24 protein-coding genes and 1 pseudogene are annotated in these 26,339 nt (G+C 61.4%); 11 read left to right on the top strand and 14 right to left on the bottom strand.

Annotation, left to right across the window (positions count from 1 at the left end):
* Positions 1-101: 101 nt before the first annotated feature.
* Positions 102-938, top strand: a complete 837-nt coding sequence (locus H3V53_RS32920) for an isocitrate lyase/PEP mutase family protein (RefSeq protein ID WP_336601410.1) — start codon at positions 102-104, stop codon at positions 936-938.
* Positions 939-956: 18 nt separating this feature from the next.
* Here the strand turns inward: H3V53_RS32920 and H3V53_RS32915 are convergent, their stop codons facing one another.
* Positions 957-1,895, bottom strand: coding sequence for a LysR family transcriptional regulator (locus H3V53_RS32915; RefSeq protein ID WP_336601409.1), 939 nt, complete (start codon positions 1,893-1,895; stop codon positions 957-959).
* 276 nt (positions 1,896-2,171) lie between these two features.
* Between H3V53_RS32915 and H3V53_RS32910 the strand changes: the two genes are divergently transcribed.
* From H3V53_RS32910 to H3V53_RS32895, 4 genes are all read left to right on the top strand, one after another.
* On the top strand, positions 2,172-2,675 hold the full coding sequence (locus H3V53_RS32910; protein WP_336601424.1) for a hypothetical protein: 504 nt from the start codon (positions 2,172-2,174) through the stop codon (positions 2,673-2,675).
* 228 nt (positions 2,676-2,903) lie between these two features.
* Complete coding sequence (locus H3V53_RS32905; protein ID WP_336601408.1) at positions 2,904-3,377, top strand: adenylate/guanylate cyclase domain-containing protein; 474 nt, start codon at positions 2,904-2,906, stop codon at positions 3,375-3,377.
* A 289-nt stretch (positions 3,378-3,666) separates the two neighbouring features.
* Positions 3,667-5,835: an ATP-binding protein gene (locus tag H3V53_RS32900; RefSeq protein ID WP_336601407.1), complete on the top strand. Its 2,169-nt coding sequence runs from the start codon at positions 3,667-3,669 to the stop codon at positions 5,833-5,835.
* Complete coding sequence (locus H3V53_RS32895) at positions 5,796-6,977, top strand: hypothetical protein (protein ID WP_336601406.1); 1,182 nt, start codon at positions 5,796-5,798, stop codon at positions 6,975-6,977. Before H3V53_RS32900 ends, H3V53_RS32895 begins: the two co-directional genes overlap by 40 nt.
* Positions 6,978-7,004: 27 nt before the next feature.
* On the opposite strand, the gene H3V53_RS32890 is transcribed toward H3V53_RS32895, so the two are convergent.
* The 4 genes from H3V53_RS32890 to H3V53_RS32875 form a co-directional block, all read right to left on the bottom strand.
* Positions 7,005-10,067 (bottom strand): NAD(P)-binding protein, encoded by a 3,063-nt coding sequence (locus tag H3V53_RS32890; RefSeq protein ID WP_336601405.1) that lies wholly within the window; start codon positions 10,065-10,067, stop codon positions 7,005-7,007.
* Between the two features lie 345 nt (positions 10,068-10,412).
* Positions 10,413-11,837: a sensor histidine kinase gene (locus tag H3V53_RS32885; RefSeq protein ID WP_336601404.1), complete on the bottom strand. Its 1,425-nt coding sequence runs from the start codon at positions 11,835-11,837 to the stop codon at positions 10,413-10,415.
* A gap of 180 nt (positions 11,838-12,017) precedes the next feature.
* On the bottom strand, positions 12,018-12,425 hold the full coding sequence (locus H3V53_RS32880) for an Hsp20/alpha crystallin family protein (RefSeq protein WP_336601403.1): 408 nt from the start codon (positions 12,423-12,425) through the stop codon (positions 12,018-12,020).
* Positions 12,426-12,437: 12 nt separating this feature from the next.
* Complete coding sequence (locus H3V53_RS32875) at positions 12,438-12,878, bottom strand: Hsp20/alpha crystallin family protein (protein ID WP_336601402.1); 441 nt, start codon at positions 12,876-12,878, stop codon at positions 12,438-12,440.
* A 252-nt stretch (positions 12,879-13,130) separates the two neighbouring features.
* On the opposite strand from H3V53_RS32875, the gene H3V53_RS32870 reads away from it, so the two are divergent.
* The gene (locus tag H3V53_RS32870) at positions 13,131-13,514 is read left to right on the top strand and encodes a hypothetical protein (RefSeq protein ID WP_054925364.1); all 384 of its coding nucleotides are present in this window, start codon (positions 13,131-13,133) and stop codon (positions 13,512-13,514) included.
* Positions 13,515-13,837: 323 nt separating this feature from the next.
* Here H3V53_RS32870 and ligD read toward each other — a convergent pair whose 3' ends face one another.
* On the bottom strand, positions 13,838-16,366 hold the full coding sequence (gene ligD, locus H3V53_RS32865) for a DNA ligase D (protein ID WP_336601401.1): 2,529 nt from the start codon (positions 16,364-16,366) through the stop codon (positions 13,838-13,840).
* 5 nt (positions 16,367-16,371) lie between these two features.
* On the opposite strand from ligD, the gene H3V53_RS32860 reads away from it, so the two are divergent.
* From H3V53_RS32860 to H3V53_RS32850, 3 genes are all read left to right on the top strand, one after another.
* Positions 16,372-16,635, top strand: coding sequence for a DUF2934 domain-containing protein (locus H3V53_RS32860; protein WP_336601400.1), 264 nt, complete (start codon positions 16,372-16,374; stop codon positions 16,633-16,635).
* Between the two features lie 204 nt (positions 16,636-16,839).
* The gene (locus tag H3V53_RS32855) at positions 16,840-17,118 is read left to right on the top strand and encodes a hypothetical protein (protein WP_054925368.1); all 279 of its coding nucleotides are present in this window, start codon (positions 16,840-16,842) and stop codon (positions 17,116-17,118) included.
* Between the two features lie 154 nt (positions 17,119-17,272).
* The gene (locus H3V53_RS32850) at positions 17,273-17,476 is read left to right on the top strand and encodes a cold shock domain-containing protein (protein WP_054925359.1); all 204 of its coding nucleotides are present in this window, start codon (positions 17,273-17,275) and stop codon (positions 17,474-17,476) included.
* 152 nt (positions 17,477-17,628) lie between these two features.
* Here the strand turns inward: H3V53_RS32850 and H3V53_RS32845 are convergent, their stop codons facing one another.
* The 3 genes from H3V53_RS32845 to H3V53_RS32835 are packed head-to-tail and all read right to left on the bottom strand — an operon-like array spanning position 17,629 to position 19,553.
* Entirely contained in the window at positions 17,629-17,850 is a 222-nt protein-coding gene (locus tag H3V53_RS32845) for a helix-turn-helix domain-containing protein (protein WP_336601399.1), read from the bottom strand.
* Positions 17,808-18,290, bottom strand: a complete 483-nt coding sequence (locus H3V53_RS32840; RefSeq protein WP_336601398.1) for a hypothetical protein — start codon at positions 18,288-18,290, stop codon at positions 17,808-17,810. The genes H3V53_RS32845 and H3V53_RS32840 overlap by 43 nt, the downstream gene beginning before the upstream one ends.
* A 54-nt stretch (positions 18,291-18,344) precedes the next feature.
* A complete protein-coding gene (locus tag H3V53_RS32835) occupies positions 18,345-19,553 on the bottom strand; it encodes a zinc-dependent alcohol dehydrogenase (RefSeq protein WP_336601423.1) in 1,209 nt (402 codons plus the stop codon).
* Between the two features lie 370 nt (positions 19,554-19,923).
* On the opposite strand from H3V53_RS32835, the gene H3V53_RS32830 reads away from it, so the two are divergent.
* Entirely contained in the window at positions 19,924-21,045 is a 1,122-nt protein-coding gene (locus H3V53_RS32830) for a sensor histidine kinase (protein ID WP_336601397.1), read from the top strand.
* A gap of 61 nt (positions 21,046-21,106) precedes the next feature.
* Here the strand turns inward: H3V53_RS32830 and H3V53_RS32825 are convergent, their stop codons facing one another.
* The 5 genes from H3V53_RS32825 to H3V53_RS32805 all read right to left on the bottom strand — a co-directional run bounded on the left by H3V53_RS32825 (position 21,107) and on the right by H3V53_RS32805 (position 26,035).
* A complete protein-coding gene (locus tag H3V53_RS32825) occupies positions 21,107-21,463 on the bottom strand; it encodes a hypothetical protein (protein ID WP_336601396.1) in 357 nt (118 codons plus the stop codon).
* 98 nt (positions 21,464-21,561) lie between these two features.
* Entirely contained in the window at positions 21,562-22,428 is an 867-nt protein-coding gene (locus tag H3V53_RS32820; protein ID WP_336601395.1) for a formate/nitrite transporter family protein, read from the bottom strand.
* Positions 22,429-22,584: 156 nt separating this feature from the next.
* Complete coding sequence (locus H3V53_RS32815) at positions 22,585-22,896, bottom strand: hypothetical protein (RefSeq protein WP_336601394.1); 312 nt, start codon at positions 22,894-22,896, stop codon at positions 22,585-22,587.
* Positions 22,897-23,057: 161 nt separating this feature from the next.
* Positions 23,058-23,603 (bottom strand): hemerythrin domain-containing protein, encoded by a 546-nt coding sequence (locus H3V53_RS32810; protein ID WP_336601422.1) that lies wholly within the window; start codon positions 23,601-23,603, stop codon positions 23,058-23,060.
* A 149-nt stretch (positions 23,604-23,752) separates the two neighbouring features.
* Positions 23,753-26,035: an FdhF/YdeP family oxidoreductase gene (locus H3V53_RS32805; RefSeq protein ID WP_336601393.1), complete on the bottom strand. Its 2,283-nt coding sequence runs from the start codon at positions 26,033-26,035 to the stop codon at positions 23,753-23,755.
* A gap of 116 nt (positions 26,036-26,151) precedes the next feature.
* Here H3V53_RS32805 and H3V53_RS32800 point away from each other — a divergent pair.
* Positions 26,152-26,339: pseudogene (locus H3V53_RS32800) on the top strand (hypothetical protein); the annotation flags it as partial.

The raw sequence follows: 26,339 nt of genomic DNA, 5'->3' as shown, positions 1-26,339 counted from the left end.
CGTCTGCCTCGTGTGCATTGCGATCCTTTTGCCCGGGCGCGCTGGCACTGTCCGGGCAAAAGCCGCACGATCCCATCCCCTTTGCGACCGATGGAGCCGCGATGACATCACAGGCAGACAAGGCGCGCGCGTTTCGCGCGCTGCATGAGGCGGGCGTGCCGTTCGTCATTCCCAATCCGTGGGATATCGGTTCGGCGCGGTTGCTGGAAGCGCTCGGCTTCAAGGCGCTGGCGACCACCAGCGCGGGCTACGCGTTCACGCTCGGCTTGCCGGATAACGCCGTGGGGCGCGGGCAGATGATGCGGCATCTCGCCGAGCTGGCGCCGTCGACGGATCTGCCCGTCAGCGCGGACCTGGAAAACGGCTTCGGCGATGCGCCGGAAGAGGCCGCCGAAACGATTCGCCAGGCCGCGGCAGCGGGCGTCGTCGGCGGTTCGATCGAGGATGCAACGGGCCGCGCCGACGATCCCATCTACGCACACGAATTCGCCGTCGAGCGCGTGCGCGCCGCCGTCGAAGCGGCGCGTTCGCTGCCGTTCCCGTTCACGCTGACGGCGCGCGCGGAAAACTACCTGAACGGCCGCCCCGATCTCGCCGATACGATCCGGCGCCTGCAGGCGTTCCAGGAGGCGGGCGCCGACGTGCTCTACGCACCGGGCCTGAAAACGCGCGACGACATCGCGGCTGTCGTCCGTTCCGTCGATCGTCCCGTCAACGTGCTGATGGGCATGGCGGGCATGGGCTTTTCCGTCGACGATCTCGCGCAGATAGGCGTGACGCGCATCAGCGCGGGGGGAGCGCTTGCGCGCGCGGCGCTGGGCGCGTTGCTGCGCGCCGCGAAAGAGATGCTCGGGCAGGGCACGTTCACCTACACGAACGAAGCGGCATCGATGAAAGAGATCGCCGATCTGTTCGCGTCGGTGCGCAAAAACGGTTGATGAGCGTCGGCGCCGCTGTCACGACGTTTCGCGCGGATCGCCATCGCTTGCCTGCCGGCTTTTCACGTGATCGATGAAAGCGCGCAGCTTCGGCATGATCTGCCGGCGGTCGGGATAGCAGAGAAACACGCCCGGCATCATCGGCGCGTAGGCGTCCAGCACGCGCACGAGGTTGCCCGCTCTCAACCCTTCGGCGGCGAGCGGCTCGGGCACCTGGGCCAGACCCATGCCTTCGATCGCCGCGCCCAGCATGGTCGGAAAATCGCTCGCGATGAAAGGGCCGGATACGGCGATCTCGACCGCGTGGCCGTTGTCGTTGAATGACCAGAGGGCGAGCGCGCCATCGGAACGGCGCCACCGCAAGCATGCGTGCTGGCGCAGATCGTCGGTGCGTTGCGGCGGGCTACGCTGCGCGAAGTAGCCGGGGCTGCCGACGATGGCGAGACGAAATGGCGGCGTCAGCGGCACGGCGACCATATCGGCGGCGACGAACTGACCGAGCCGGATGCCGGCGTCGAATCCTTCCGCTGCCAGGTCGACCAGTTCCTTGCTCGCGGCGAGTTCCACCTCGACCTCGGGATTGGCCTTGCAGAACGACGCGATCAGCGGTTCGAGCAGGATCGGGATGATCGCGCGCGGCACGGCCAGACGCAGCAGTCCGGCCGGCCGCTGGCCGAGTCCACGCGCGACCTCGCTCGCGGCGACAAGCTCTTCGAAAGCGGGCTTTGCGCGCGACAGAAACCGTTCGCCTGCTTCCGTCAGCCCGACACTGCGCGTGGTGCGGACGAACAGCGCTGCGCCAATCCGCTCTTCGAGCATGCGCACCGTCTGGCTGACGGCCGACGGACTCACGCCGAGCTCCGCCGCGGCTTTGCGGAAACTGCGATGCTGGGCGACGCTCAGGAACACCGCCACCCCATCGAGTGCACCCTGCCTGACGGTGAAGTTCTGCTTCATGGCTCATCAACATTGTGACGAATAGTCGCCTGCGCGAGCCGATGGTACACCTAAGGTGCCGATCGGGAATGCGTGACGCCGACCCGTCGCCGAGTCCCGGATTCGTCTGGAGAACCGCTGATGACAGCTGCTTCTGTATTCGCACGTCTCGTCCCGCTGATTAGTGGCTGGCGCCGCTTGCGTGCTGCGCGTGCTGTGGTTATGCCAGCGGCTACGACGATGCGCTGGATGATTTCCATCTCGTTCGCCTACGGCAAACATCTGACAGGAGGCAATATGTCGCCGCAAGTGCTTTTCCAGCTGCATCTCGTTCTCGGCTATGTCGCGTGGCTGCTTTGCTTCGGCGCATACATCTGGCCCAAACTGAAATCGATGGCGCCATTCGAAGCGCAACGCGCCATCGCCACGCTGCACAGCTTCCGTTTCTTCGGGCTGGTCTTCCTGCTGCCGGGCGTCGTCAGTCCGGATCTTTCTGCGAGTTTTGCCGTATTCGCTGCCTATGGCGATCTCGCGACGGGCGTGCTGGCGATGCTCGCGCTACTGACGGCACGCATGCGCCCGCTCTTCTGGCTATTCGTCGCCGCCTTCAATGTGGTCGGGTCGATGGACCTCGTCGTCGACTACTATCACGCGATCCAGACTGATCTGCCGGCACATGCGGGTGACTTGGGCGCGACATACGCGATACCCATCATCTTCGTACCTGTGCTGGCGATTACGCACGTTGCCGCTTTTTATCTGATGCTGCGTCATCAACCCAGAACGGCTGCGAGTTATTAATCTTCGGTCAAGCGATGACTTTGCAAAGCGTAACTGTGGTAAGCAGAGGCTTTTCTCTTCGCCCTCTGCATAAACATACGTTTTCGGCGTGTGTTTCAGTCGCGACGTCCTGCCGTTTTCGCATTGACGTCGCGATGCCCGATATCCCATCGGGCGCAGAATTCAAGCGAAACGCCACCGTTGCAACTAAAGTGAATGGGGTATCGATAGTCTGCCGGGAGGAGGAGCGTGGGCGAGACCAACGCATTCAGCGTCACTGATCTTTCGCGTTACGTACCGCGCCATCTGCTCATGGCAGAAGCGCTAGAAAGCCCGAATGCGCGCGATTTCGAAGGCGTCGCGATGATGGTGGACATCGCGGGTTTCACGGAACTGACAGAAGCCTTCGCGCGCGAAGGCGTCGCGGGAGCGGAACGCCTGTCGACGATTCTCGACCGCTATTTCGGAAGAATGACGGGAATCGCAATCGCGCATGGCGGCGATGTTCTGGATATAGCCGGCGACGCCATCCGGGTGATATGGAAATGCGACGCCGCACTCGACGAGGCCGCACTGCGCGCCGTGCAATGCGGCTTGCAAATGCAACGCGTGTTGCCTGACATCATCGTTGAAACAGGCGTGCACATGCGTCAAAGGGTGTCGCTCGCAGACGGCAAACTCAGACATCTGACTGTGGGCGGAATCGGGGGGGAAGTGGTTTAGCGTGACGGCGGGCGTCCCCGTTGCCGATGCTGCCGCAGCCAATCAGAAGGGAAGTGCCGACGATGTCATCGCGTGCGAATCGCTTTTCCTCAAGCTAAAGGACAAGCTCCACGCGCGATGCTTGCCCTGCGGCAGTGCATCGGTTTCTCAAGTGCTTGAGCCGGATTCAGTACTTATAGCGCCTTCGAAGCAACGCATTGAGCTACTTGGTCAGCGGCCCGGTGCACCGTTTGGCGAAAGTGAGTCATTCGATGAGCCATTCAGCGAGTCACTCAGCCCCGCGCGCGGCTTGCTCGAAAGTTTTCTCGGTCAGCATGTTCTCGAACGCTTGCGCGTCGGTGGCGGGCGCTGGTTTGGCGAATTCAGGAACATCACGGCGCTATTCGTCGGGTTGCCGGGCGTCGATTGCTCTCATCGCCAGGCGCTCGAACAACTGCAAGCCGCCGTCGAGTGCGCGCAAAGCCTTCACGAGCGCCTGGGCGGCGCGCTCACCGAACTCTCCGCGGACGAAAAGGGGCTGACGCTGCTATGCGTGTTCGGTTTGCCGCTGATGGCGCACGAAGACGATGCGATTCGCGCGGTGGCCGTGGCGCGCGCGCTTGCCTGTGCAATGCGCGAGAAGGGGATCGGAGTCAGCATGGGTGTCGCGTCCGGGCTGGCGTTTTACGCGGATCGCGGCGGCAGCGAGCGCCGCCACGCGGGCCTGACGGGCGGCGTCGTCAACCGTGCCGCACGGCTGATGACGGCGGCGCAGGGCAAATTGCTGTGCGACCAGGCGACACGCGACGCAGCCGCAAGCGAATTTCTCTTCGAAGCGCGCGAGCCGGTGTTTGCCAAAGGGTTTGCCGATGCCGTCGCCGTCTGGCAGCCGACAGGCGCGGCGAGCGAGGGCCATTCGTTTACGGGCGCATCCGTCGGCCGCGAGATGGAATCGACGCAATTGACGTCCGCGCTCGACCGCGTCAAAACGGGGCACGGCGACGTCATTTCGCTGTGTGGCGAGGCGGGTCTCGGCAAGACGCGGCTCGTCACGGATATGGCCGCGCATGCGCGTGAGCAAGGCATTGCGGTGATCTGGAGCGCGGGCTTCGCGCTGGAGTCGATGTCGGCTTACTACGTCTGGCGCTCCATTCTCACGCAGCTGTTTTGCGGCGCGTGCAAGTTCGACGCGGCAACGGCGCGCCTCGTTGCTGCACGTCTCGTTGCAGACGACCCCTCTCTGACGTCGTGGCTGCCGCTTCTCAACGACATCATTCCTTTCCAGTTCGCCGACACCGAGATCACGCGCGAGATGGCGGGCCACGCGCGGGCCGAGGGTTTGCGGATGCTGGTGACGGCGCTCGTTTCCCGCTCGTCGCACGACACGCCAACATTGCTGATTGCCGACGATCTGCACTGGTTCGACAGTGCGTCCGCGGCGCTGCTGCTGGAACTCGCGATAGCGCGGCCGCGCGGTCTGCTGCTGCTGGCCGCCACACGGCCACTCGACAACTCATCGGCCGTCGAGGCGCATGGCGTGCTTGGCGAGTCGCGTGCCATTCATTTGCCTGGCCTCACGCACAGGGAGTTGGGCGTGTTGATCGCCGAGCGGCTGGGCGCGGCGCAGGCTTCGCAGGAACTTGTCGATTTTGTCGTGGGGCGCACGGAGGGCAATCCGCTCTACGCCGAAGAAGTGGTGTCGGCGCTGCAGGTCGCGGGCTATCTCGACGTGACGGACGGCATCGCGGCATTTACTTCGGAGGCCGCCTGCGAAGCCAGTTCGATGCTGCCCGAAGGACTGCGCGGCGTGATCGTCAGCCGGCTCGATGCGCTCGGTGCCACGGAACAGCTGATGCTGAAAATCGGCGCCGTGGTCGGGCAGGAGTTTTCGCTCAAGATGCTGGGCGATCTTTTTCCCGTCAAGCGGGACCTGGCCGATCTCGCAGCGTTGACGCGGGTTCTGGAGCGTGAAGATGTCGTCTATCCCGTCGATGACGATCGCGAGCGCTACCGCTTCAAACACGTGCTGCTTCAGGACGCGGTGTATGAATTGCTGCCGTATGCGCTTCGCCAGGAACTGCATCGCGATATCGCAGGCTGGATCGAACGCAACGAAGCGCACGATCTCGAGCCGCACTTCGCGTCACTGGCGTCGCATTGGGAACGCGCGCTCGACATGGCGAACGCTGTCGCGTACCTGGAGAAGTCCGCGCAGCTTTCACTGAAACGTTATGCGAACCGCGACGCCATCCGCCAGGCGGACCGGGCGCTGCGGCTTGCGCACGAGCACAAACTGCCCGTTGATCGAGGGCGCGAGATGCGCTGTGAGGCGATTCTCGGCGAAGCTCACAATGAAGTGTTTCAGTACGGCGCAGCCAGATATCACTTCAATCGAGCGCTGGCACGCGCGGCCGGCCCGTACCGCGGTTCGCGGCGGCGATGCTGCTCGACGTCGCGTGGCAGTTGGCGCAACAACTGAGCGCGCGTGCCGGTCTCGCGCGCCGTCGCAGCGCAGATCCGCTGCTGGCCTGGTACTCGCAGATTCACGAGAAGCTCAGCGAGATCGCTTACTTCAATAGCGGAAAGCTGCCGCTGCTGCACGCGACGCTGACATCGCTGAATCTTGCCGAACGATCGGGAAGCGTTCGCGAGGCAGTCAAAGGACTTGCTGCGATGGCAATCGGCTTTGCGGGTTCTGATCAGCGCTGGCTCTCGCAACTCTATAACCGGCGTTCGCTGGCGCTCGCCGAGGAGCAGGGCGGCATCGACGATATCGCGTATGCGAATGTGGTGAGCGGCGTCTATTGGGCGGCCGCCGGCCAATGGGAACATGCCGTGAAATGCCTCGATGACTCGGCGTCCCTCTATGCGCGCCTGGGTGCAATCGAGCGCTGGCAACAGTCGATTGCGGGACTGTGCGCTGTCGCGCTCGCGCGAGGACAGCTGGCCAGTGCGCGGGCATGGTTGGATAAACTGCGGCCCGCCCGCCATGACATGCCCGCGCAAATAGCCGCTTACCTGCATGGTTTCGATACCTGCATCACGCTGGCGCAAGGCGGCGATCTGGAGGAACTCGTGACGCGCCTCGGCAAAGTGACGGACGCACCCGAACTCGCGCAGTTCGACCGCATCTTTTGCCAGGGGCTGAGCGCAAGCGCGTGGTGGCGGCTAGGCGATCGCGCGCGCGCAGTCGAGTCGGCGCAAGCAGGGCTTCGCAGTCTGTCGGCGGGCGTGCCGATCGCGTGGTACATCACCGACGGAATCGCCGGAATTGCGCAGACGCTGATCGATGCGTCCGCGTGCGGGCTCGCTAGCGAGCGCGACGCGCAACATGCTTGCCGCACGCTCGCCCGATATGCGCGCGGCACGAAGGCGGCTGCGCCGCGCGCTGCGCTGCTGGCGGGCCGCTTGGCGGCTGCACGCAACGACAGACGCCGCGCACTCGCATGCTGGCGCCGAGGCCTCGCCGTCGCGCGCGTCATGGGCGCCGCTTATGACGAGGCGTTGCTGCTGTGCGAACTCGGCAATTACAGTCCGCAGGGCAGTGTCGAGCGCACGCAGTTTCTCGAGCAGGCGCGCGCGCAGGGCGAACGCATCGGCGCGCCTTTACTGCAGCCATGAAAAGCCGCCGTCGGCAAGCGGTTCGCTTCAGTCGTCGTGTTCTCCCTTGATGACTTGCGGGAATCCGGAAATGGCGCGTGAAGCCTGCATGCCGCCCATGACAGCCGCTTCGACGCATCCGGCATTCAAACCCGTCTTCAGCCAATCGCCGGCGAGATACAGGTTGCTGAAACCGGATGCGTCACTCGTGATCCGATGCTTCGTGCTTCCCACTACCGACAATACATACAGCTCGGACGGGTTGATGTTCGCGCGCCAGTACTGCGCGTCGAAGCGCGCTTCTCCGTCGTTTTTGGTGGGATCGATCAATATGTGCCATTCGAATGAATCTTCCGTTGCCACTGCCGGCCATAGATTGAACACTTGCTTGCGCAGTTGTCCAAGCGCGCTGAGTTTCACCTGTTGCGTGCAGGTTGCGGGAAAGTCCGTCACGGTATGTGCGGGAAACGCAGGTGTGCGGATGGGACTACAAAAATACGAAACGTTCAGCGGTGTATGCTCGGCTTCCCACGCTTCGCGCGCGAGCAACTGATTCATTGGCGTCAACGTGTCGAAGGGCTCGCTGAACGAACTCAAGATGGGCTCCTCGCCGCCGTCGCCAAAATGCTTCCAGCCCATATCACGCAGACTCTTGCTGAGCCAGATCTGGTAAGCCTGTGTCGCGACCGTCTTGACGTTATCGCTGGCCGCCTTGAGCGCGGCGCTTTTCTCCAGCAGCTTTGGACACACATGCGGCAGCGAGCCGACCGACAGGCCGAAGACGACCTTGTCGAAATCCACGCCGCGCTTGAGTTGCTTGACGGGCAGCGGCTTCTGAAAGCGATCGTTGTACTCCTGCGCCCAATTGCTCCAGTGGGACTCCAGATTGATATCTTTGGTTTTCAGCAAGAGCGCCTCGTCTGGGGCGATCTGCGCATAGTTCGGCTCGCTTGGCCAACAGTCAAGACCGCCTACGTTGACGAGCGGGTCGTATTCAGTCACGCCTTCTGCGAGAGCCACCTGCTGAGTCATCGTGATTTCACCCACGCCGTCGTCGTCGGGAATCAGCTGCTCGACTTTATGGAAGAACTGAAACTTCACGCCGCGTTGCTTGAGAACCTGATAGAGCGGCGTGAATACCGTGTCGCCCATGCCCGCCTGCATCTTCCAGATGAAGCTGCCGTGATACCCGATGGCGATACGCAGGATGCCGCGCATCATCGTCCCTGCTTCGATGTTCGGGCGGTTGACGTCGCCATTTTCATAGGCGAACACGAGATCGTAGAGTCCGCGTACGGGCGCCGAATTGATGGTGTAGTCTTCGTTCGCGCCGTGCTTGCGTAACCAGTCGCGATACTCGATGTCGTTGATGACGTCGAAGCCATTGAGCAAGACACCATCGACGTGCATGCCGACAAGGCTCGTGACGGCGAGATCGATGGAGACGAAGGCATGGCGTGCCTCGTCGTCGGTGTCGAGAAGATGCCCTACACGTTCGAGCAGGGAAGCGCGGATCTTCTGCAGTTCCTCGGGAAGAAATGCATGGTTGCGTCTTTCTAGCCAATGAAACGCTTCGGGAATGTGCTTCGCGAGTCCCCACACGCCTTCCCAGATCACTTCGAGATCCGCGACACGCCGTCTCGCTTCTGTTTTGGCGACCTCGTGCAAATGATCTTCGAGATCTTTCAGCCATTGACGAATCCATGCCGTCAGCGTGACCAATATTTTCTCGAAGGTGATTTCCTCGTTGTGCTCTCCAGGGACACCCGGTTTCTCCGGCACCCTGATCGGCCAGAATTGATAACTGCCATTGATCGGCTCAGTGAGCACGATGTAATTCTGTGGTTTGAAAGCATCTTTCCAGGTAGCGAGCGGCGCGGAGGGCGGACGATCGAGCGCGTCGTAGGCCTTTTTCATCAGGGCAAAGCCGTTGTCATAAAAGCCGAACCACATATGCAGGCCGTGCTCTTCGATGCGCTGTCCGAATCTTGCGTTGCGTCCGCTCGCGCATTTGCCACCCAGGCGCCACCCCATCTGATAGACAGTGATGTCGTAGCGGTCTTGCCAGCCGGGTTGCTCGGTCAGATAGAAGGCGGCCGTCATCGCGCCTGGACCGCCGCCGAGCACGGCGATTTTTTGTGGCGTGGTCGCCGTGGCCTGAAGCAGTTCTTCGCCCGCCTCGACCGAGAAGTCCATGTTGATGCGAAAGGGCAGCAACACGGGCTGCTCCCCGAGCCGAAGGCCCAGCGTGTGATCCAGGCGGAACGTATCGAATGGATGCAGCGTGCACGTATAGGTGTAACCGATCAGCTCGGCACTGTGCACTTTGTCGACCGTGGTGGGACAAACGACAATGGCCTGATAGACGGCCTTGACGCCCGTCGAGTCTGGAAACTGCTTGAGAAAAATTTGATCGATATGCGGGTGCAACAGCATCAATTCCAGATCCCTGATGCCTGCCTCGTCGAGCGCGAACAGATCCGGCTCTGAACTTAAAATCCTGAAGCCTTCACGGATGACCTCAAACAACCCGGACAGCGGCTGATGTGCCTGGTCCGTATTGGTCGCCTTGATTTCCAGTAGCGGCTTCGTGCCTAGCTGCGTTTGCGGGCTGAAGGGTTCCCAGCCCTCGCTCGCAAGCTCGAATGTCAGCGGATCGTCGCCGGGAGCCGGCATGATGAGCTTGCAGATGTTTTTGGGGTAACCAAAAATCTCGCGCCCAATGGAAATGGCCGTGGGCACGTCGACCCATGTATATGACGGATAGAGAAAAATGCGGTGCAGTTTTATGCCGCCGCTAGTTCTCTCGACTTGTCCCACGAGAATCCACGGAATGATGTCGCATTCCTTGCCCCAGCCTCGGTCGCGATCGACGGGAAAGCCGGATTGCGCGTGATCCACGCGCGTGAAAGTCAGCATGATGTACGGCGACAAAACCTGAAACTCAATGCGGTTGGCCGCCACCCGATTGAGAGTTTCATCGACGGTCGCCTGCAACTTCGTCAGATCGCCCTTGATGAAGAAACCGTGCATGTCCGACGCGTTCAGGTGAACGGGCGTATGTTGCAGCGGCGAGCCATTGGTATAGATGTACGTCGGGCGTTCCTTCATTTTTACCCTCCATATCGTCAGCAACGCGAGTGCGGCTGCACCTTGAACCCGGCCTGAGCGTGCGCGCGGCCTGGTTGGGCCAAAACGAGCCCTTACGTTTTAGCCTTGCGATTCGAGCCTCCCAACCGCGACCCGATGCCCTATGTGCGCTGCCGAACATATCGGCAGACTATTGTGACGCGGGTGTGGCATCGTCGGCTGTTGCGTTTCGATTGCGTAAAGAAGGGCTAAAAGGGCGACGTCGATTCGTCTGAAAAATGCGGGAGATAGGTGCGCTTCGAGATTCTTGCATACGCGCGGGGATTTGCGGACTCGGAGTACGGAGAAAGCAGCTGGTAATTCAATCTATTCGCGCGAGCCATCTGCGCTTTTCATTGTCCTTGCTGTCTCTACTGCCCTGAGGTGTTGCACGACGGGAAGTAACACCGTGACGACGGTACCCTTCTGGCCTTTGCCGCTTGAAATGGATACAGTCCCGCCGTGACTCTCCACGAGGAATTTCACCAGCGCTAGTCCGATGCCCAGTCCGGAATCCGCGGACGACTCGCGCGAACCCAACTGCGTGAACATATCGAATACGTGAGGCAGCGTGTGCTCAGGGATTCCGTATCCGTCGTCCGCAACGGTGAGCCGGACCACGCTGGACGAAGGCGCGTCAGGGGAGCTTGGCGCCTCTTCGATAGTCGCGGTGAGTTCTATGTGACTGCCATCCGGCGAATATTTGGCCGAATTACTGAGCAGGTTCACGAGTACCTGGGTGAGCCGGGTTCCGTCTGCATGTAAGGCGATGGGGTCGGCGGGACATTGGACGGTCAGCAGATGTTTGCGCGCGTCCATTGCGGGCTGCGCAGCGTTTGCCGCATCCCAGACGATGTCGGCAAGATTGCATCTGCCCATACGCACTTCGACCTTGCCATGCCGGATTCTCGATGCGTCCATCAGGTCGTCGACCAGCCGTTGCAGACGCAGCATTTGCCTTCGGGCGATGTTAAGCGCGTGAGCAGCAGCCGACGCACCGGGCTCAGTGCGGCCCAGTATTTCGAGCGACGAGACGACGGGGGCGATAGGGCTGCGCAGCTCGTGACTCAGCGTGGCGATGAATTCGTGCGTGCGCTCTTCTGCCCGACGCAATGCTGCTTGTGCTTCTTCTGCTTCGAGCGCTCTTTTCTCTGCGAGCGCGTGCACGCGGGAAACCTGCATCGCGGCGCCTGTAAAGTCGGCCAGGCTCGTGAGCAGGCGGAGATCTTCCGCGTCGAAACGGACGTTCTCATCGTGCGACATGACCCAGATCGCGCCCCAGGGACCGTCACCGACCGGGATCGGCACCAGCAGCGCTTCGACCACGGGAGGAGAGAGATTTTCGATTGACGAAAAGAACCGCTGCGGCGTGCGGAAGAGTTCAGGTTTTCCCAAGGCGAGCGCCACGCCACATACGCTATCGTCAAACGGGCGGTAGGTGTTCAGCAGCGGAACGCAGTGCCCGGCGAGGGCCGCCCACCTGAAGCTCGCCTGCCGGTCCGGTGGCGACTCAAGAACACTGATGCCGGCGCTCCCTGCGCGGCACAGACGTGCCGCTTCGGACGCCAGGGTGTCGAGCATGGCCTTGTCGGACGTGGCAAGTGAACGTGCCAGACGTCTCAGGACTTCCGACTCTGCGCGAAAATTCGGGCGACGGCTGGCTCGGGTCGAGAGTTGCTCGGTTATGAGCGACTCCCGATGCGTCGCACGGATCGGGTATTCAGTCGGGGACAATTCGGACTCGATGTTCATGTGTGCCGCCCTGCGCATGGAGGATGAGCGTAAGAGGGCGAAGGGCGGCCATTTCGGGCGGAACATACCGGTAAGAAATCGCGGTTCCCGGTCACGGGGCCGTCGGCACTGACCGCCGTCTCGCGAGGCGCAGACGTGTCTGCGCCTCGCAGCCAACCCTTCCGAACAAGGCGCCTGCTATCAGGCTGAACTGACCTCGATGCGACGCGGCTTGGCTTCATCGCGCCGGGGTATCGTCAGTCTGAGCACGCCGTCCTTCAACGATGCTTCGATTCTCGACGAGTCAAAGTCCTCACTAACCGAAAACCGGCGAGAGAAGTACGGTGCCCTTACCTCGGCATGCGTCAAGGCTAGATTGCTCGGCACGGGAATGACCGACTCCCCTTCAATCGTCAGGCTGCCGTCGTGTACCTTGACGTCGAGCTTCTCTTTCGACACGCCCGGCAGGTCCGCCAGCAGCGTCACGGCATGGGCGTCCTCGAAGATATCGACGGCCGGCGTCAGGGTAACGCGGCGACGGCTTTCGTCCGCGTTCGGACTTGCCACGGTACCGTCGTTGTGTTGGGCAAGTTGCGTATTGTCGCTCATGATGTCACCTCGTTACTGAACAGTAATCGCACGTGGCCGGGAGGCTTCCCGCTTGCCGACTGAAATGAGCAGGCAGCCATCGGCATAGCGCGCCTTGACCTTGTCCGGGTCGGCTTGCTGCGGCAATTCGATGACGCGCCGGAAGGCGCCGCTGAAACGCTCCTGGGCATATTGCCGTGCGCTCTCCGGCAACTGCGCACGCGTGCCCGTGCGCTCGCCAGCGATGGTGAGCAGGCCCTTGTCGACCGAGATGTCCAGCTTCTGCGGGTCGACGCCCGGCGCGAATGCGACGATTTCAACCGAGTCGTCGGTCGTACCAATGTTGATAGGCGGAAATGTGCCGGACCGGCTCGAACGAAGGCTTGATGGGTAGCCACCGAACAGGCTGGAGATCTGGCGTTGCAGACGGTCCAGTTCGCTGAAGAGGTCGGTCCCGAAGTAGATGTCACTCATGGTCGCTATCTCCTCTGGCGGCAAGGGGAGCGAACCGGCGTACGCGCTTCAGTCCGGTTGTCCCGTGCCGCGGACAATCAAGGTTGAAACACGCAGCGTCGCGACCGGATAGTCCACGAACGCTGCCTGAGCGATGCTTAAGATAGGACGTCCACCGCGTTTTTCAAGAGGTCCAATTCGCAAATTTTTTGGACTTGAAAACCGCTTTACGCGCCCATACAGTCCGCGCACCAGCGTTACCAGGAGACGGCTATGGAATTCGATACGGACTGGACAACCCTTGGCAAACATCGCATCAAGCTGCGCTCGACAAAGGGTTTCCCGACAGAACTGTTGCATCAGGTGGCGGAAATCACGCGCCTCGCGGTCGACAACAATATGAGCGCGCGGGCGCGTATCGTCGAAATCGTGTTTCGTCATGAAAAGGCCTATGACGTGACCGTCGGAACCACGCTTGCCGAAGACCGGATTTGTGCTGCACAGCTCGAAGCTGCTATCGCTACCGTGATGGGTCTGATGCCAGAGCAGGTCAACATCTTCGTTCACGTCGTCACCCAGGAAGAGGTCGACCTGCACTTCGGCGTATATGAGCGAATGCTGGCAGAGAAGCTCGGCGCGACGCCCGCCATACAGTGAGATCCGCAACGCGACGGCTCTTATTGTCAAGCGAATAAGAGCCGGCCGCCTATATACGCCAGGCGTTATTGACGTGTAAAAGCGACTTGACTAAATTGATTTTCGCCAGGCCATGCGTGGACTAAACGCTTGCTAAACGCTTGCTAAACCGCTTGCTAAACCGCTTGCTAAGTCGCGTGCTAAACATTGGCGTGTTCTATTCATGTCTTAACCGGCATGCAACTGAACCGTTGCCTGCGTTCTTTGCTTGCCGCTTGCAGAGGATGCGATGTTTCAGGCAAACCGATCCCATCATGGCGATTGTCTGAATGTGCATGGAAGCTTCAGCGCAGACGCTTCATTGCCTTAGCCAGCGTTTGCGTAGTCGACCAGTAGTCGGCCCAAGGGTCTTTGGTCTGAAAGCTCAGGTACTCGCGCGCAGTCTGGACATTCCACTGCGCGCTGCTTTTGAGTTCAGTGAGCTGTTCCCATGAGACGGGCATCGACATTCCCATTCCCGGACGGGCGCGTGCTGAAAACGCCGCAGCCGTTGTTTGTCCCATTCCATTGCGCAGGTAGTCCACGTAAATTTTTCCAACACGGTTCGACGGGCCGGATATGGCTGAGAAGCGTTCGGGAATCGTCTTCGCGAGATGTCTGACAAAGGCCTGCGAGAACGACTTCACTGTTCCGTAATCCAGGCGGGAATTTAGCGGCACGACAACGTGCAAGCCCTTTCCGCCGCTCGTCTTTAGCCACGCCTGCAAATCGAGTTCGGCAAGCAATGTTCTGACAAGGACTGCGGCCTCCTGAACGTAGTTCCATTTCAGTCCTTCCCCTGGGTCGAGGTCAAAGATGACCCTGTCGGGCTTGTCGAGTTTTCGCACTGTCGAATTCCACGTATGAAACTCGACGACGTTCATTTGCGCCGCTGAAAGCAGGGCGTCGATCGTATCCACGCTCAATAACGAAGGATGCCTGGGCCACAGGTCGCGATCGTGAACTGTCAGTCCCGGCATACTGGTACGCTCGACGTGTTTCTGGAAAAACAGTTCGCTGGCGATACCCGCCGGCGCGCGGACCATTGCCACGGGCCTGTCCTTCAGGTGAGGGAGCATCCACTCTGCGACGCTCGCGTAGTATCGTACGAGATCGGCTTTCGTGATGCCCGCCGACGCGTCGACGATTCGCTCGGGATGCGTGATTTTCACGTCGTGAACAGGCTCGGGCGGCTGCGTCTTTCCTCCCTCGCGGACGACGCTGCCCGCAGGCTTGTCAAGGCGGAGTCCCTTGAACGACGCCTGCCGGATGACACCGTCTGCGGTCCATTCGGCAAACTCGACCTCGGCGACCAGTGCCGGTTCAACCCATCGTTCGCTTCCTGCCGCGCGTCGGGACCATCGCCGTTGTTTCGCCACGGCCACATCGTAGGGGGCAGCATCCCTCTCAAATGGAACGAGACGGCGCCAGATGTCCTGGGCGGTCCGCGAGTCCCAGCCAGTGCCGACGCTGCCGGCGTCGTGGAGCTTGTCGCCGACGTAATAGCCCAGCAGCAAGCTGCCGACTTCGCCCGCTTTGCCTCCGCGTGCGGTAAAGCCGCAGATGATGAGTTCCTGTCGCAGACGCGTTTTCGCTTTCAACCAGGTTTGCGTCCGTCCGGACTCGTATGGCGCTTCACGCCGCTTGAGTATCAGCCCTTCGAGCCCGAGACCAGCCGCGGCTTCGAACACGTGTGCCGGCGGTGCCTCGAAGTCCGGACTGAATCGCAGCGGCTCTCCTGCGTCATCGAGCAGTTGCGCCAGTCGCGCGCGCCTTGACCACAAAGGGACTTTCCTCAGGTCTTGTCCATCGAGGTACATCAGGTCGAACAGGAAATAGACGATGTCCTGACCGGCTCGCCCGTCAATCGCATTCTGGAGCGCGGAAAAGCTCGGCAAGCCATCTTTCATGACGGTGATTTCCCCATCCAGCCATCCCGTCGAGAGTGGCAGCTCACCAAGCGGCGTGACGAGACCGGGAAATTTTGCTGTCCAGTCGTGCCCGGCTCGCGTAAAGAGCCGCACACGCCCCTTGTCGATGCGGGCCAGCAGTCGATATCCATCGAGCTTTGTCTCCGTGATCCAGTCGCCGCTCGTTGGCAGCGAGGTGGCCAAGGTCGCAAGTTGCGGCTCCAGCTTCGCTGGCTGCGGTGCGCGCACTGCAGCGGACAGGTCAGGATCCTTGTCGGCGCCGCGTGCAGGTCTGGCAGACTTCGGCTCGCGGTCTTCCACCAGCCCGAGTGGATTCGCGACGACACTGTCGGGCAGCGCCTTGATGACGTCGTATTGCGCAAGCGGGCGGGCCCATTCGTCGCGCTTCTTGAAAAGCATCCACTGGTCTTGTTTGTCGTCTGGCTTCGAGATGCGCACCAGTTCCCACAACCCCGCGAGCTTTTCGCCGTGCAGCCGGAAGACGAGCTTGCCGGCCTTCATCCCCGCGTCCGCGTCACCTGCCGGCTCCCAGGTGCCGCGGTCCCAGACGATAACGGTGCCAGCTCCGTACTGTCGTTTGGGAATGGTGCCTTCAAAGTCTGCGTAGTCGACGGGATGGTCTTCGACATGCACGGCCATCCGCTTCTCTTTCGGGTCGTAGCAAGGGCCTTTGGGTACAGCCCAGGACAGCAGGACACCGTTGAACTCGAGACGGAAGTCGTAGTGCAGCCGGCTCGCCCAGTGCTTCTGTATGACGAACCCGAGGTCTCTGGCGTTGCGGCGCGAGGTTGCTGCGGTTGTTGCGGTTGCCGACGTTGCCGACGGTTCGGGCGTGACAGTGAAATCCCGCTTCCTGCGGTAGCGAGACAGGGGAGGAGCCGTCGTGTCGGAGCGAGAGGCCATTGCGTATGTCGAGCATGCCGTTTGCTGTTTCAGCGAGACTGTCGTGTCGCGAAACACAGGAGGTTGTGATGGACGTGCCAATCAGCGAAGAACAGATCCGGACGCTTGCATTCTATCTTTGGGAGCAGGACGGCGGGCCGGAGGGACGCGCCGACGAGTATTGGGAGAGGGCGCGCCAACAGCTTGTTTCCAATGCATCCGACGCTACGTCGGTGGACAGTGGGACGAGCGGATTAGACGGGGAATTGACGGCGCCTCAGCCTGGCTAACGAACGTTTTCCGGTTTCTTCAGCTTCGGCCGACGCGGGACCGGTTGGCCGTGTTCTATTGCAGGCAAAGATTGCGAATTATCTCGGCCTTAAAACGACCAGGCCACACGGGGAATGGCCTGCCGTGGGGCACGCGAATTGCGCTGCGCGGTAAGCGGGCTCGCGCCTTCCGGCGCACGACCGCTCGCGCTGAGGAGGCACATCATGCGAACTTTGACGAAGGGTATGTTCATTTCCGCTTTGCTTCTTGGACTGTCGGCAAACGTCTATGCCCAGGGCGCGGGCGGCGGAGGCGCCGCTGGCGGGCAAGGCGGAACGGGTATGAGCAAGCCGAACGCGGGCGGCTCTACCGATACTGTGTCCGGTGCGTCCGGGGCGAATACGATGGCACCATCCGGCACCACGTCACATAAGAAGACGCACAAAAAGTCGGGCACGGCCATGCCGGCATCGGCGCCCGCGCCGGGGTCCGGCGGTAATTGACGGACACGATTCCGCCCGTCTCAGCCTGCCGATGCCCGCGGGAGCAGCGGGCTGAACGCAGCCACTGGCCGCGGCGTGTGAGACGCGACGATCCTCCCGGTGCGGCATGCAAGTTGCGCAGTTGTCGGGATGACTTATCAACGAGGAGCGCTTGATGGCAACGGGTACGGTCAAATGGTTCAACGACGCCAAGGGCTTTGGTTTCATCACGCCGGACGACGGTGGGGATGACCTGTTTGCACATTTTTCCGAGGTGCAAGCGCAAGGCTTCAAGTCGTTGCAGGATGGGCAGCGCGTCAGTTTCGAAGTCAAGGAGGGGCCCAAAGGAAAGCAGGCAGCCAACATCCAGCCGATCTAACCGGGCGGCACCCGCTGCCTGAGCACGCGTGTAATTTGCGCATTTGGGCATGTGCCGTATTGCACGCGCAGCGGCGTCATGTCGGCGCCATGTCGGCGGTATAGAGGCGATCCCTTTCGCAGGCAACCCGGTCGCACGTCCCTCCAAACCCCTCATTCGGCGGCAAGGCGGTGACTGCGCACCCGCATGACCGTCTGGCGTGAAGTGCCGAACCTGCGGGCGACTTCGCTGACCGAGTCGCCCTTTCTCAGCGCGTGCACGATTCGGTGCTGATCGCCGCTGGGCAGTGATGCGGGCCGACCGGTGGGCCGCCCGTTTTGTCTTGCCGTCTTCAGACTGCTGGCGCTTCGCTGACTGCGAACCGCTTGTTCCATATTGACGATCGCCCGGAGCGCCTTGATTGCCTGCGGCTCGGGGGGCGTGCCGTGAGATCGGCGGCGCCCAGTTCAACGCACCGGAGCGCGATCTTCGCCTTGCGGCACTGCGTCACCGTCGACAAGACGTCGCGCGCGCTGCACCCGAGCGCAGCCAGTTCGAGCACGACGAGTAACTCGCCCGGTGCGACGCGTCGGAGCAGGGCGCACAGTTCCGCGCGGGCCGATGCCGGGACATACGGCGGCGCGCTCTCTATCGCGACCCGGCTGAGCACGACGGTGTAGCCCGCCCTGTCCAGTTCGATCAGTTCCTGCTCGGGAAATGGGCGCCCGCGCGGACTGTTGATATAGAAGTAGGTCTTCCTTGAAGAAGAAGCCTGCCTGCGTCCGCCCGGATGGTCATTCATGCGCGCCGGCGGGAACAGCCAGGATGATTGCATCGAATCGCCGCTCCCAATGCCAATGCGTTAGCCGACACAACGGGTCGACGCTCATCACGGTTCCAGTTTGACCTTTATCCAGCCCGGTTCGCGCGTGTCGAATGCGCGGTACGCCGCGATGGCATTCGTGATCGGTTCGCACTGGGTCAACACGGCGAGCGGATCGAATGAACCGTTGCGGACGAGTTCAACGAGCTTCGGTGTAATCGCGCGATGGTTGCAGTTGCCCATTCTCACCGACAGGTTCCGGTTCATTGCTTCGCCGATCGGGAAAAAGCGGTCGTTCATCGGATAGACACCGATCACCGATACCGTGCCAGCCTTCGCCACCGCCTTGACCGCCCATTGCAGCACCTGAGACGGACCGCTGCCCGGTTTCCAGTTACCGTCCTGCGGGTTTTGCTGCGGAGCGATTTCCTGTAGCTCCTGGTCGAAAGTCTGGCGCTTGCCCTGCTGGCCACTCGCGGCGGGGCCCTGTTCGGCACGGACGGCATCCACACCGACAGCATCGATCGCGCGATCGACGCCAATCCCGCCCGTCAGTTCCAGAATGGCTTGCACAGGATCATCGACATCGAAATTGATGACCTCGGCACCTTGGGCTCGCGCCATATCGAGCCGCGACGGTATGTGGTCAACGCAGAGGACGCGGCCCGCGCCCATCAGTCGCGCGCTCGCGATGGCGAACTGCGCGACGGGTCCCGCACCGAACACTGCAACGGTATCGCCGGTTTGCACGCCGGCGATCTGGGCGCCGAAATAGCCGGTGGGAAAGATATCCGACAGGAGAATCGCGCGGTCGTCGTCGATGTCGTCTGGCAGGCGGATAAGGCTGGCATGGGCGAGCGGCGTGCGGGCGTACTGGGCCTGCAGGCCGTTGAACGGCCCTGTCGTCTTCGGACCACCGTAAAAAGCGGTGCCCGCCAATGGACCGTTCGGATTGGCCGTGTCGCACTGCGCCGTGTAGCCTGAGCGGCAATAGGCACAAAAGCCGCAGGAAATGGTCGACGGGATGAGCACGCGGTCTCCTTTGCGCAGGTTGCGTACGTTGCGACCGGTGTCTTCGATCATGCCGACGCCCTCGTGTCCGAGGATCGTGCCCGGTTGCATTCCCGGCAGCGTGCCGCGCACCATGTGCAGATCCGTGCCGCAGATGGCACTGGACGTGATGCGCACCACGGCGTCGGTGGGTTGCGCGATAACGGGATCTGGAACCGTGTCGGGACGGATATCGCCGATGCCGTGGAATACGACTGCTTTCATGGTGCACGCTCGCTGAAGTTGATGGATGGCAGTTACCCGCGAGCAAGCGCAGGTCCAGGCGCGAGCGAAATGATGTGAGGCTCGGGCGCATGAACCGACGTGGTATCCGCGGAGGACATCGTTTGCACTTGAGCGCACGAGGCGAATCTTTGATACTTTTGAGGTAGCGGGCGTCGAAGGAGACACTCGCGGGCGCTTATCGCCGTGCGGCAGACCTGTCCATGCACGTTGACTTACGGACACCCCGGCACCTATAACCTTGATGAGCATTGCTGCGTACACTCGCCAAAGTGACCATATGTGCTCGTTTCGCGGAGCTGCTGCGTGTGTGCGCTCCATCTAAGGGCGCCACGCGCACGGAAGGGCCGTCATGCGACTAGCCGAGTTTATTGACCAAGACATTGAGTTGATCCTGACGCAATGGGAGGCGTTCGCGCGCACGTTGCTGCCTGCCGCGGGACATATGGATTCCCTCGCCCTGCGCGATCATGCTCGTCAGATTCTGCAGGCGGTGGTGAAAGACATATCGACGCCCCAGACCCAGGAAGCGCAGCGCGAAAAATCGTTGGGACATGCGCCCAGAGCCATCGATGCGCCTGAAACGGCTGCGCAAACCCATGCCCTCTTGCGAGCGCGGCGCGGCTTCAACATCAATCAGCTGGCGGCGGAATATCGCGCGTTGCGTGCGAGTGTGCTCCGCCTGTGGATGGACAAATGTCTGCCCGGCGCACCGGATCTGGATGACATGATCCGCTTCAACGAGGCCATCGACCAGGCGTTGGCGGAGTCAGTCGGTTTCTTCAACGAACAGATCGAACAGGCGCGAAACCTGTTGCTCGGCATGCTCGGGCATGACATGCGTAGTCCCCTGCAGACAATCCAGATGACTGCCTCATTCCTCGCGGCGCTGAATGCGGGGGAGGACGTATCGGAAGCCGCGGCCAGGCTCATTCGCAGCGGCGCCCGTATGCAGACCCTTCTCGACGACCTGTGCGACTTCAATCGAACCAAGTTGGGATTGGGAATCAGTATTGCGCCCCACGACGTTGATCTGGCCGAAGTGTTCGCCGATGTGATAGATCAGCTGCGCGCCGCCCATCCGGGCCGGGAGATCGAGCTCGACGTGAGGGGTGACCTGCACGGGAGCTGGGATGGGAGTCGTCTGCAGCAACTGCTTGGCAACCTCGTGTCTAACGCCATCTTCTATGGAACACCGGGCACGCCCGTGCGCGTGATCGTCACGCCCGCCGACACGGAGGTCCGGTTCGAGGTCAGGAACGTCGGACCTGCTATTGATCAGGCGACGCTGGATCGCATCTTCGATCCGCTCGAGCGCGGCCCGAGTCAAGGCAACGAAGGCAACGGCCAACACGGCCTTGGATTGGGCCTGTTCATCGCGAGCGAGATTGCGAAGGCGCATCACGGCGAAATCAGCGTGCAATCCACCCAAGCCGAGACGGTATTCTCGGTACGCCTTCCGCGCCGCGTGTAGGGGCAGGCGCGATGCCGCCATGCGAGTGCCGCTGACGCGGGCCCTACTCGGACTAACCTTCCTACGCTTTGTCATCTGGCGCGAGATCGGGATCGATCCCGTCGTGCTCGGGCGTATAGGGGCCCTGTTCCGGGTGGTCTTTTCCTTTTGGGACCAAAGTTTCATCCATGTTGCCGTGCGGCTTCTGCCTGACCGTGCCGTCGCGTTCGACACTGACGTCGCCTTCGTTCTCATTCTCTCTGCGACGGTCTGCGCGCTCGACGGGATCGGCCGGCTCCGCTGAACGGCTATCTCGACGCGCTTCAGGCGCTCCGTGCGATGGGGCGTCGGGTATGGTCACCGGGTTGTCGGGTACGACTGGCATCATCTGCTCCTTGAGCGAACGGGTGTTGACGATCAGAAAGGTCGCATGGGGCATTCCCGCACACGCGTCTCGCGCAGTAGCATTGCCCATTGAGCCTCGCGCTCATATGCAAGCGGCTACTGCGCTATAAGGTTCTGTCGATTGCGGCTGGTCTAATGCCCGCCGGTCATCTCGGGCGCGATGGAAGCATGGTTCAGCAACCCGACAAGGGCGATGCCGCCGATCACATTTCCGAGCAACGTCGGTAAAAAAAAGCGAAGCAGGTAATCCTGTAGCGTGGCATTGCCGCGCAGAACCGTAAACGCAGCTTCGACGGAACCCGCAATCACATGTGACAGCTCGCAAACGGCAACCACATACGTGAGCACGCCGACGATCAGCACCGCCGCGGATCTTGCGTTGGGCAGCAGCCATACCATCAAGGCGATGAGCCATCCTGCCAGGACTGCCTTGAGCGCCGTGCTGGCGAAGCTCGTGCCGAGCGATGCCTGCGCGAGTTCGTCCAGAACCGGTGCAAGCGTCTGCGTGAAGGACGCAGGTGCAGCCAGAATAGCCGCGAATATCCATGTGCCCGCCAGGTTGGCGGCCAGCACGATAACCCACAGCCGTAACGCCGCGGCCGCCGTGCGAACATCTCTTCGGGTCAGCACGGGAAGCACGACGGTCAGTGTGCTTTCGGTGAACAGTTGCTGACGGCCCAGTACGACGATGATGAAGCCAACGCAATAACCGGCGGGAGCAATCAACGAAGCGCTTTCGGGCCCGAGCGACGACTTGTTCTTCAAGACTGCCTGGGTCAGAAACGAAAACCCCATCGAAAGCCCTGCGGCCAGCGCCGACCAGAGCAGCGCAAGCGGCTTGCGTCCCAGCGCGGTTTCTCCTTCCTCCCGGATGATTTCGTGGATGACCAGGGCTTGCGGCGAACTGTGCGCGGAGGCTTGATCGCGTTCCTTCTCATCGAGGTGCGGTGAGGCGTGGCCCGCCGCATTTTCGTCGGTTATTTCCGCTTTGCCTGACATTGGATGCTCTCACGGTGGAGCCGCGCTTGCGGCGGCAAGGGCCTGCTTCAAGTTGTGGATGTACCGCGGCATGTCGACGCACGAATAGCAAACGGCGTCGCGCTTGCGCCGATGATGACGCCAGGCGGCGCGGCCTGGCGCCAGCGTGGTTGACGCTCAGAGCGTTGTCGGCCCTTCCGTTTCTTCTGCGGCGGGCGCGCGTTGTTTCGGCCGGCGCGATGGCGTCGAGAGAATCGAGTCGATGAACGTGCGCGCACGGCTCTCCCCGTATCTGAATGCCTCCTGTTCCGACAGGAAATCGAATTGCTCGGGGAAGTTCACCAGCTTGCGATCGGGACGTTCGGGAAATGCAATGGTGCATGACACCCGGAACCGACGGTACATGCCGCCAATCGCATGTGCCTTCGACAACGAAACGTGAACCTCGATGCTGCACCCGCGATAAGGCGCGTAGTACTGGCTCGACATGGCATCCCTCACATCGGCAAGGTGGGTACAGCTTGCCGAGCATCGGCGTGCCGCGCTGCTGTTTCGCCCAACATGACGCCGTTGCCGCTCGCACGCTACCCGTCGTCGCAGGCCGTCGCGAGCAAAGCATCACGCGTCAAAGCGCATCACGCCGCTGCGTGTCACGCGGCGCGCGCCGGCCGACGCTTGCCGCCAAACATCCGCGCGGCGCCGCACGCGAGCAAGGTCACAAGCACAGCGGTCGCCACCGGGAAAGTACCCGCCGTATTCACCGCGACCTCGACGGGATGTTCGCCGAGCAGTTGCATGCGCCTGCGCGTCATCTCTGCGCCCAGGGTGCGCAACTCGGGCCCGAGCGCGCGTTCGGCGAGAGGCAGAAGTCTGGTTTCCTCATCGGCGACATGATGCATGGTGTCGCGCATCAACTCCATGAACAGCGAGTCGTAGGCAGCATTCTCGGGGCCCATGCCGCGCAGCTTCGCGATGATCTCGCGCAGTTCGTCATGCTCCGGCCGGCTCTTGTTCAGGGTGTCGTCAGTCGGTGCGATGCGCGCGAGGGCGGGGTAGAAAATCTCTTCTTCCAGTTGCGCGTGAATTTCAAGCGCTCTGCAAACGGAGGTGACGATCGCGCGCTTGCGCCACCATGCAGTTTCGCCGCCGTAACGATGAAACGCAGCAAGGACATGGGTGTGATCGAGACGAATCATCGTCGTGATGGTGGGGACGTAGGGCACGGTAGAGACCTCTCATGGTGCGGACGCGGCAATGGACCGTTCGCGTGTTGAAGCAGCATGCTCCGTTCCCGCGCGCGCTTTCGGTACGCTCAACAAGCTCCTTCGTTGTACTTACGCGGCATCTACTCGACGATCCTGACCGGGATCGACTTCGCGCCCGGCACTTTGCTTTCCTTGGCGTAGTGCCACAGTGGCAGGAGAACATTGCATTCCGGGTAGTAACCGCCGATACAACCCTCCGGTATCTCATACACCTTGATCTTGAGCCCTTCGAGGCGCCGTTCGATTCCGTCGTCGGCGATCGTCTGCAGCGTGACTTTCTGTCCTTCTTGCAGGTGGCGTTTTTCGATATCCGCTTTATTCATCAAGATGACCATGCGTGTGCCCTTTACACCTCGAAAACGGTCTTCGATGTTGTAGATGGTCGTGTTGAACTGGCTGTCGCTGCGTAGCGTCATCAGACGCAGGGCGTCGGGCACTTTCTCGGGCATGTCGGGGTCTTCCGCCAACGAATGCGGGGTGAGGAACTCCGCCTTTCCCGACTTCGTCTTCCACTGCCGATGGCGCGCCGGAATCGGACGATGGAATCCGCCCGGCGTCCACATGCGGTCATTGAAGTCGTGGAAAATATCGGGGTATGTCGTCGCAATCTCGTTGCGCACGAGGGTATAGTCGTCGCGCCACGCGTCCCAGTTGACGGTAGAGCGCTCGCCTAGCGTCGCTTTCGCGATCCCCGCCACGATGTACGGCTCCGGGCGAGCCTTTTCGCTGGCGGGTTCCGTGACGCCTCTCGAACCATGCATGCAGCCTGTGCTGTCTTCCATCGAAACGGCCTGATCGCCAAGCGGCGTACGGTGAATTTCGATCCGGCTCAGGCACGGCAGAACGTAGGACACTTCACCATGAACGAGGTGACTGCGATTGAGCTTGGTCGCAATATTGACGGTGAGGCGCAGGCGCGCCCATGCCGGCTCCGTTTGCAGCCGGTCCGGTACGGAGCGCACGAGATTGCCGCCCAGATTGACGACGGCTTTGACGTCGCCTTTGACCATCGCTTCGAATGCTTCAACCGTGTTCAGCCCTTTCTTCTTTGGCGGCTCGAACGAGAACTGCTTCGCAAGCTGATCGAGCGGGGCGAGTTCCGGCTTCTCGGTGATGCCCACGGTACGCTGGCCTTGTACGTTCGAGTGTCCGCGCACGGGCGATGGGCCCGCGCCTGGCTTGCCGATGTTCCCGCGTAACAGCAGAAAGTTGGTGAGCATGCGCACGTTTTGCACGCCCAGCCTGTGCTGCGTGAGACCCATGCCATAGTGGGCCATGACCGCGTTGGCCCGCATATATTCGCTCGCCGCATCGAGCAACGCGGCGCGCGTCAGGCCGCTGATGCGCTCGATCTCGTTCCAGTCCGTCGCCCTTGCATAAGCAGCGAACTCGTCGAAGCCGGTCGTGTGTTCGTCGATGAACGCCACATCGATTGTGCGGGGCAAACCCTGCTCCCTGGCATGATCGTCGGCTTCGATGACCGCCTTGCAAAGGCCGAGGATCGCGGCCGTGTCGCCGCCCGTCTTGACCTGATGATATTGCGTGCTGATCTGGGTCTCGGCGGGCGTCAGCATCTGCGCGGGCGACTGCGGATTCACAAACGAAACGAGACCGGGCTCACGCAGCGGATTGAAGGTGATGATAGGGACGCCGCGCTTGCGCGCATCCTGCAACTGATGAAGCATCCGCGGACTATTCGTGCCGACGTTCTGTCCGAAGAAAAACATCAGGTCGGTCTTCTCGAAGTCTTCCAGTGTGATCGTGCCGACACCCACACCGATCGCTTCCTTCAAACCCACGCTGGTGCTCTCGTGGCACATGTTCGAGCTATCGGGCAGATTGTTGCAGCCATACATTCGCACGAAAAGCTGGTACATGTACGACGTTTCGAGCGACGCACGCCCCGACGTATAAAAGACGACGCTCTCTGGGTCGAGCGCATTCAACTCCCGTCCGATTTCGCGAAACGCGTCTTCCCAGCTGACTTCGACATATTTGTCAGTAGCGGCGTCGTATTTCATTGGGGCAGTGAGTCGGCCCGCTTCCTCCAGATCATGATCGTGCCAGTTGAGCAACGATGTGACGGTGTTGAGTTCGAAGAACTCCGGCGTCATGCGCTTTGCAGTCGTGTCCCAGGCGGTCGCTTTTGCTCCGCTTTCGCAGAACTCGAACGTGTGAGGATCGGCCGGCTTTGCCCACGAACAGCTCACGCACATGAATCCGTCTGGCTTGTTCTGCTTGAGCAGGATCGTGCTGTCTTTGATCGCAACTTTTTCCTGCTTCAGTATTGTCGTGACGGACTTCAACGATCCCCATCCACCCGACGCAAACGGATACGACTGACTCTTATTAACCTTGCCCATGGCAAAAAGCTCCGGGAGAAATAGCACGATGTGATATAAGAGCAATCTCCGTTCCCTTGGGTGAAACGTCGGCACAGCGCTTGCGGGATGCGTGGCTCCCGCAAACAGGAGGCGTCATGGGTATCTTTTCCAACATCATGAACACGATCTTCGGCCACCACGCCGCTAGCGGATCGGGGGCATCACAAGCAACCGGGCAGCCGGCTTCAACTTTCTTCATGGAGCTGCCAATGGTCAGAAAGAATTACGCCCCGGACGAGAACGCCCCACGTCAACCGTATGCGGACAAGGATGCCGGTGTCGG

The organism is Paraburkholderia bengalensis (assembly GCF_037126505.1).
GTDB lineage: Bacteria > Pseudomonadota > Gammaproteobacteria > Burkholderiales > Burkholderiaceae > Paraburkholderia > Paraburkholderia bengalensis.
This window is presented reverse-complemented; position numbering and strand designations above follow the sequence as displayed.

What these genes read in the sequence shown, in the direction of transcription:
- H3V53_RS32850 (WP_054925359.1), top strand. Translation starts at nt 17,273, where the DNA reads ATGGCAACGGGTACGGTCAAATGGTTCAACGACGCCAAGGGCTTTGGT.
- H3V53_RS32805 (WP_336601393.1), bottom strand. Translation starts at nt 26,035, where the DNA reads ATGGGCAAGGTTAATAAGAGTCAGTCGTATCCGTTTGCGTCGGGTGGA.
- H3V53_RS32870 (WP_054925364.1), top strand. Translation starts at nt 13,131, where the DNA reads ATGGAATTCGATACGGACTGGACAACCCTTGGCAAACATCGCATCAAG.
- H3V53_RS32920 (WP_336601410.1), top strand. Translation starts at nt 102, where the DNA reads ATGACATCACAGGCAGACAAGGCGCGCGCGTTTCGCGCGCTGCATGAG.
- H3V53_RS32815 (WP_336601394.1), bottom strand. Translation starts at nt 22,896, where the DNA reads ATGTCGAGCCAGTACTACGCGCCTTATCGCGGGTGCAGCATCGAGGTT.
- H3V53_RS32885 (WP_336601404.1), bottom strand. Translation starts at nt 11,837, where the DNA reads ATGAACATCGAGTCCGAATTGTCCCCGACTGAATACCCGATCCGTGCG.
- H3V53_RS32840 (WP_336601398.1), bottom strand. Translation starts at nt 18,290, where the DNA reads ATGCAATCATCCTGGCTGTTCCCGCCGGCGCGCATGAATGACCATCCG.
- H3V53_RS32895 (WP_336601406.1), top strand. Translation starts at nt 5,796, where the DNA reads ATGCTGCTCGACGTCGCGTGGCAGTTGGCGCAACAACTGAGCGCGCGT.
- H3V53_RS32825 (WP_336601396.1), bottom strand. Translation starts at nt 21,463, where the DNA reads ATGCCCCATGCGACCTTTCTGATCGTCAACACCCGTTCGCTCAAGGAG.
- H3V53_RS32860 (WP_336601400.1), top strand. Translation starts at nt 16,372, where the DNA reads ATGTCGAGCATGCCGTTTGCTGTTTCAGCGAGACTGTCGTGTCGCGAA.
- H3V53_RS32875 (WP_336601402.1), bottom strand. Translation starts at nt 12,878, where the DNA reads ATGAGTGACATCTACTTCGGGACCGACCTCTTCAGCGAACTGGACCGT.
- H3V53_RS32820 (WP_336601395.1), bottom strand. Translation starts at nt 22,428, where the DNA reads ATGTCAGGCAAAGCGGAAATAACCGACGAAAATGCGGCGGGCCACGCC.
- H3V53_RS32910 (WP_336601424.1), top strand. Translation starts at nt 2,172, where the DNA reads ATGTCGCCGCAAGTGCTTTTCCAGCTGCATCTCGTTCTCGGCTATGTC.
- H3V53_RS32855 (WP_054925368.1), top strand. Translation starts at nt 16,840, where the DNA reads ATGCGAACTTTGACGAAGGGTATGTTCATTTCCGCTTTGCTTCTTGGA.
- ligD (WP_336601401.1), bottom strand. Translation starts at nt 16,366, where the DNA reads ATGGCCTCTCGCTCCGACACGACGGCTCCTCCCCTGTCTCGCTACCGC.
- H3V53_RS32835 (WP_336601423.1), bottom strand. Translation starts at nt 19,553, where the DNA reads ATGAAAGCAGTCGTATTCCACGGCATCGGCGATATCCGTCCCGACACG.
- H3V53_RS32810 (WP_336601422.1), bottom strand. Translation starts at nt 23,603, where the DNA reads ATGATTCGTCTCGATCACACCCATGTCCTTGCTGCGTTTCATCGTTAC.
- H3V53_RS32845 (WP_336601399.1), bottom strand. Translation starts at nt 17,850, where the DNA reads ATGGAACAAGCGGTTCGCAGTCAGCGAAGCGCCAGCAGTCTGAAGACG.
- H3V53_RS32915 (WP_336601409.1), bottom strand. Translation starts at nt 1,895, where the DNA reads ATGAAGCAGAACTTCACCGTCAGGCAGGGTGCACTCGATGGGGTGGCG.
- H3V53_RS32890 (WP_336601405.1), bottom strand. Translation starts at nt 10,067, where the DNA reads ATGAAGGAACGCCCGACGTACATCTATACCAATGGCTCGCCGCTGCAA.
- H3V53_RS32880 (WP_336601403.1), bottom strand. Translation starts at nt 12,425, where the DNA reads ATGAGCGACAATACGCAACTTGCCCAACACAACGACGGTACCGTGGCA.
- H3V53_RS32830 (WP_336601397.1), top strand. Translation starts at nt 19,924, where the DNA reads ATGCGACTAGCCGAGTTTATTGACCAAGACATTGAGTTGATCCTGACG.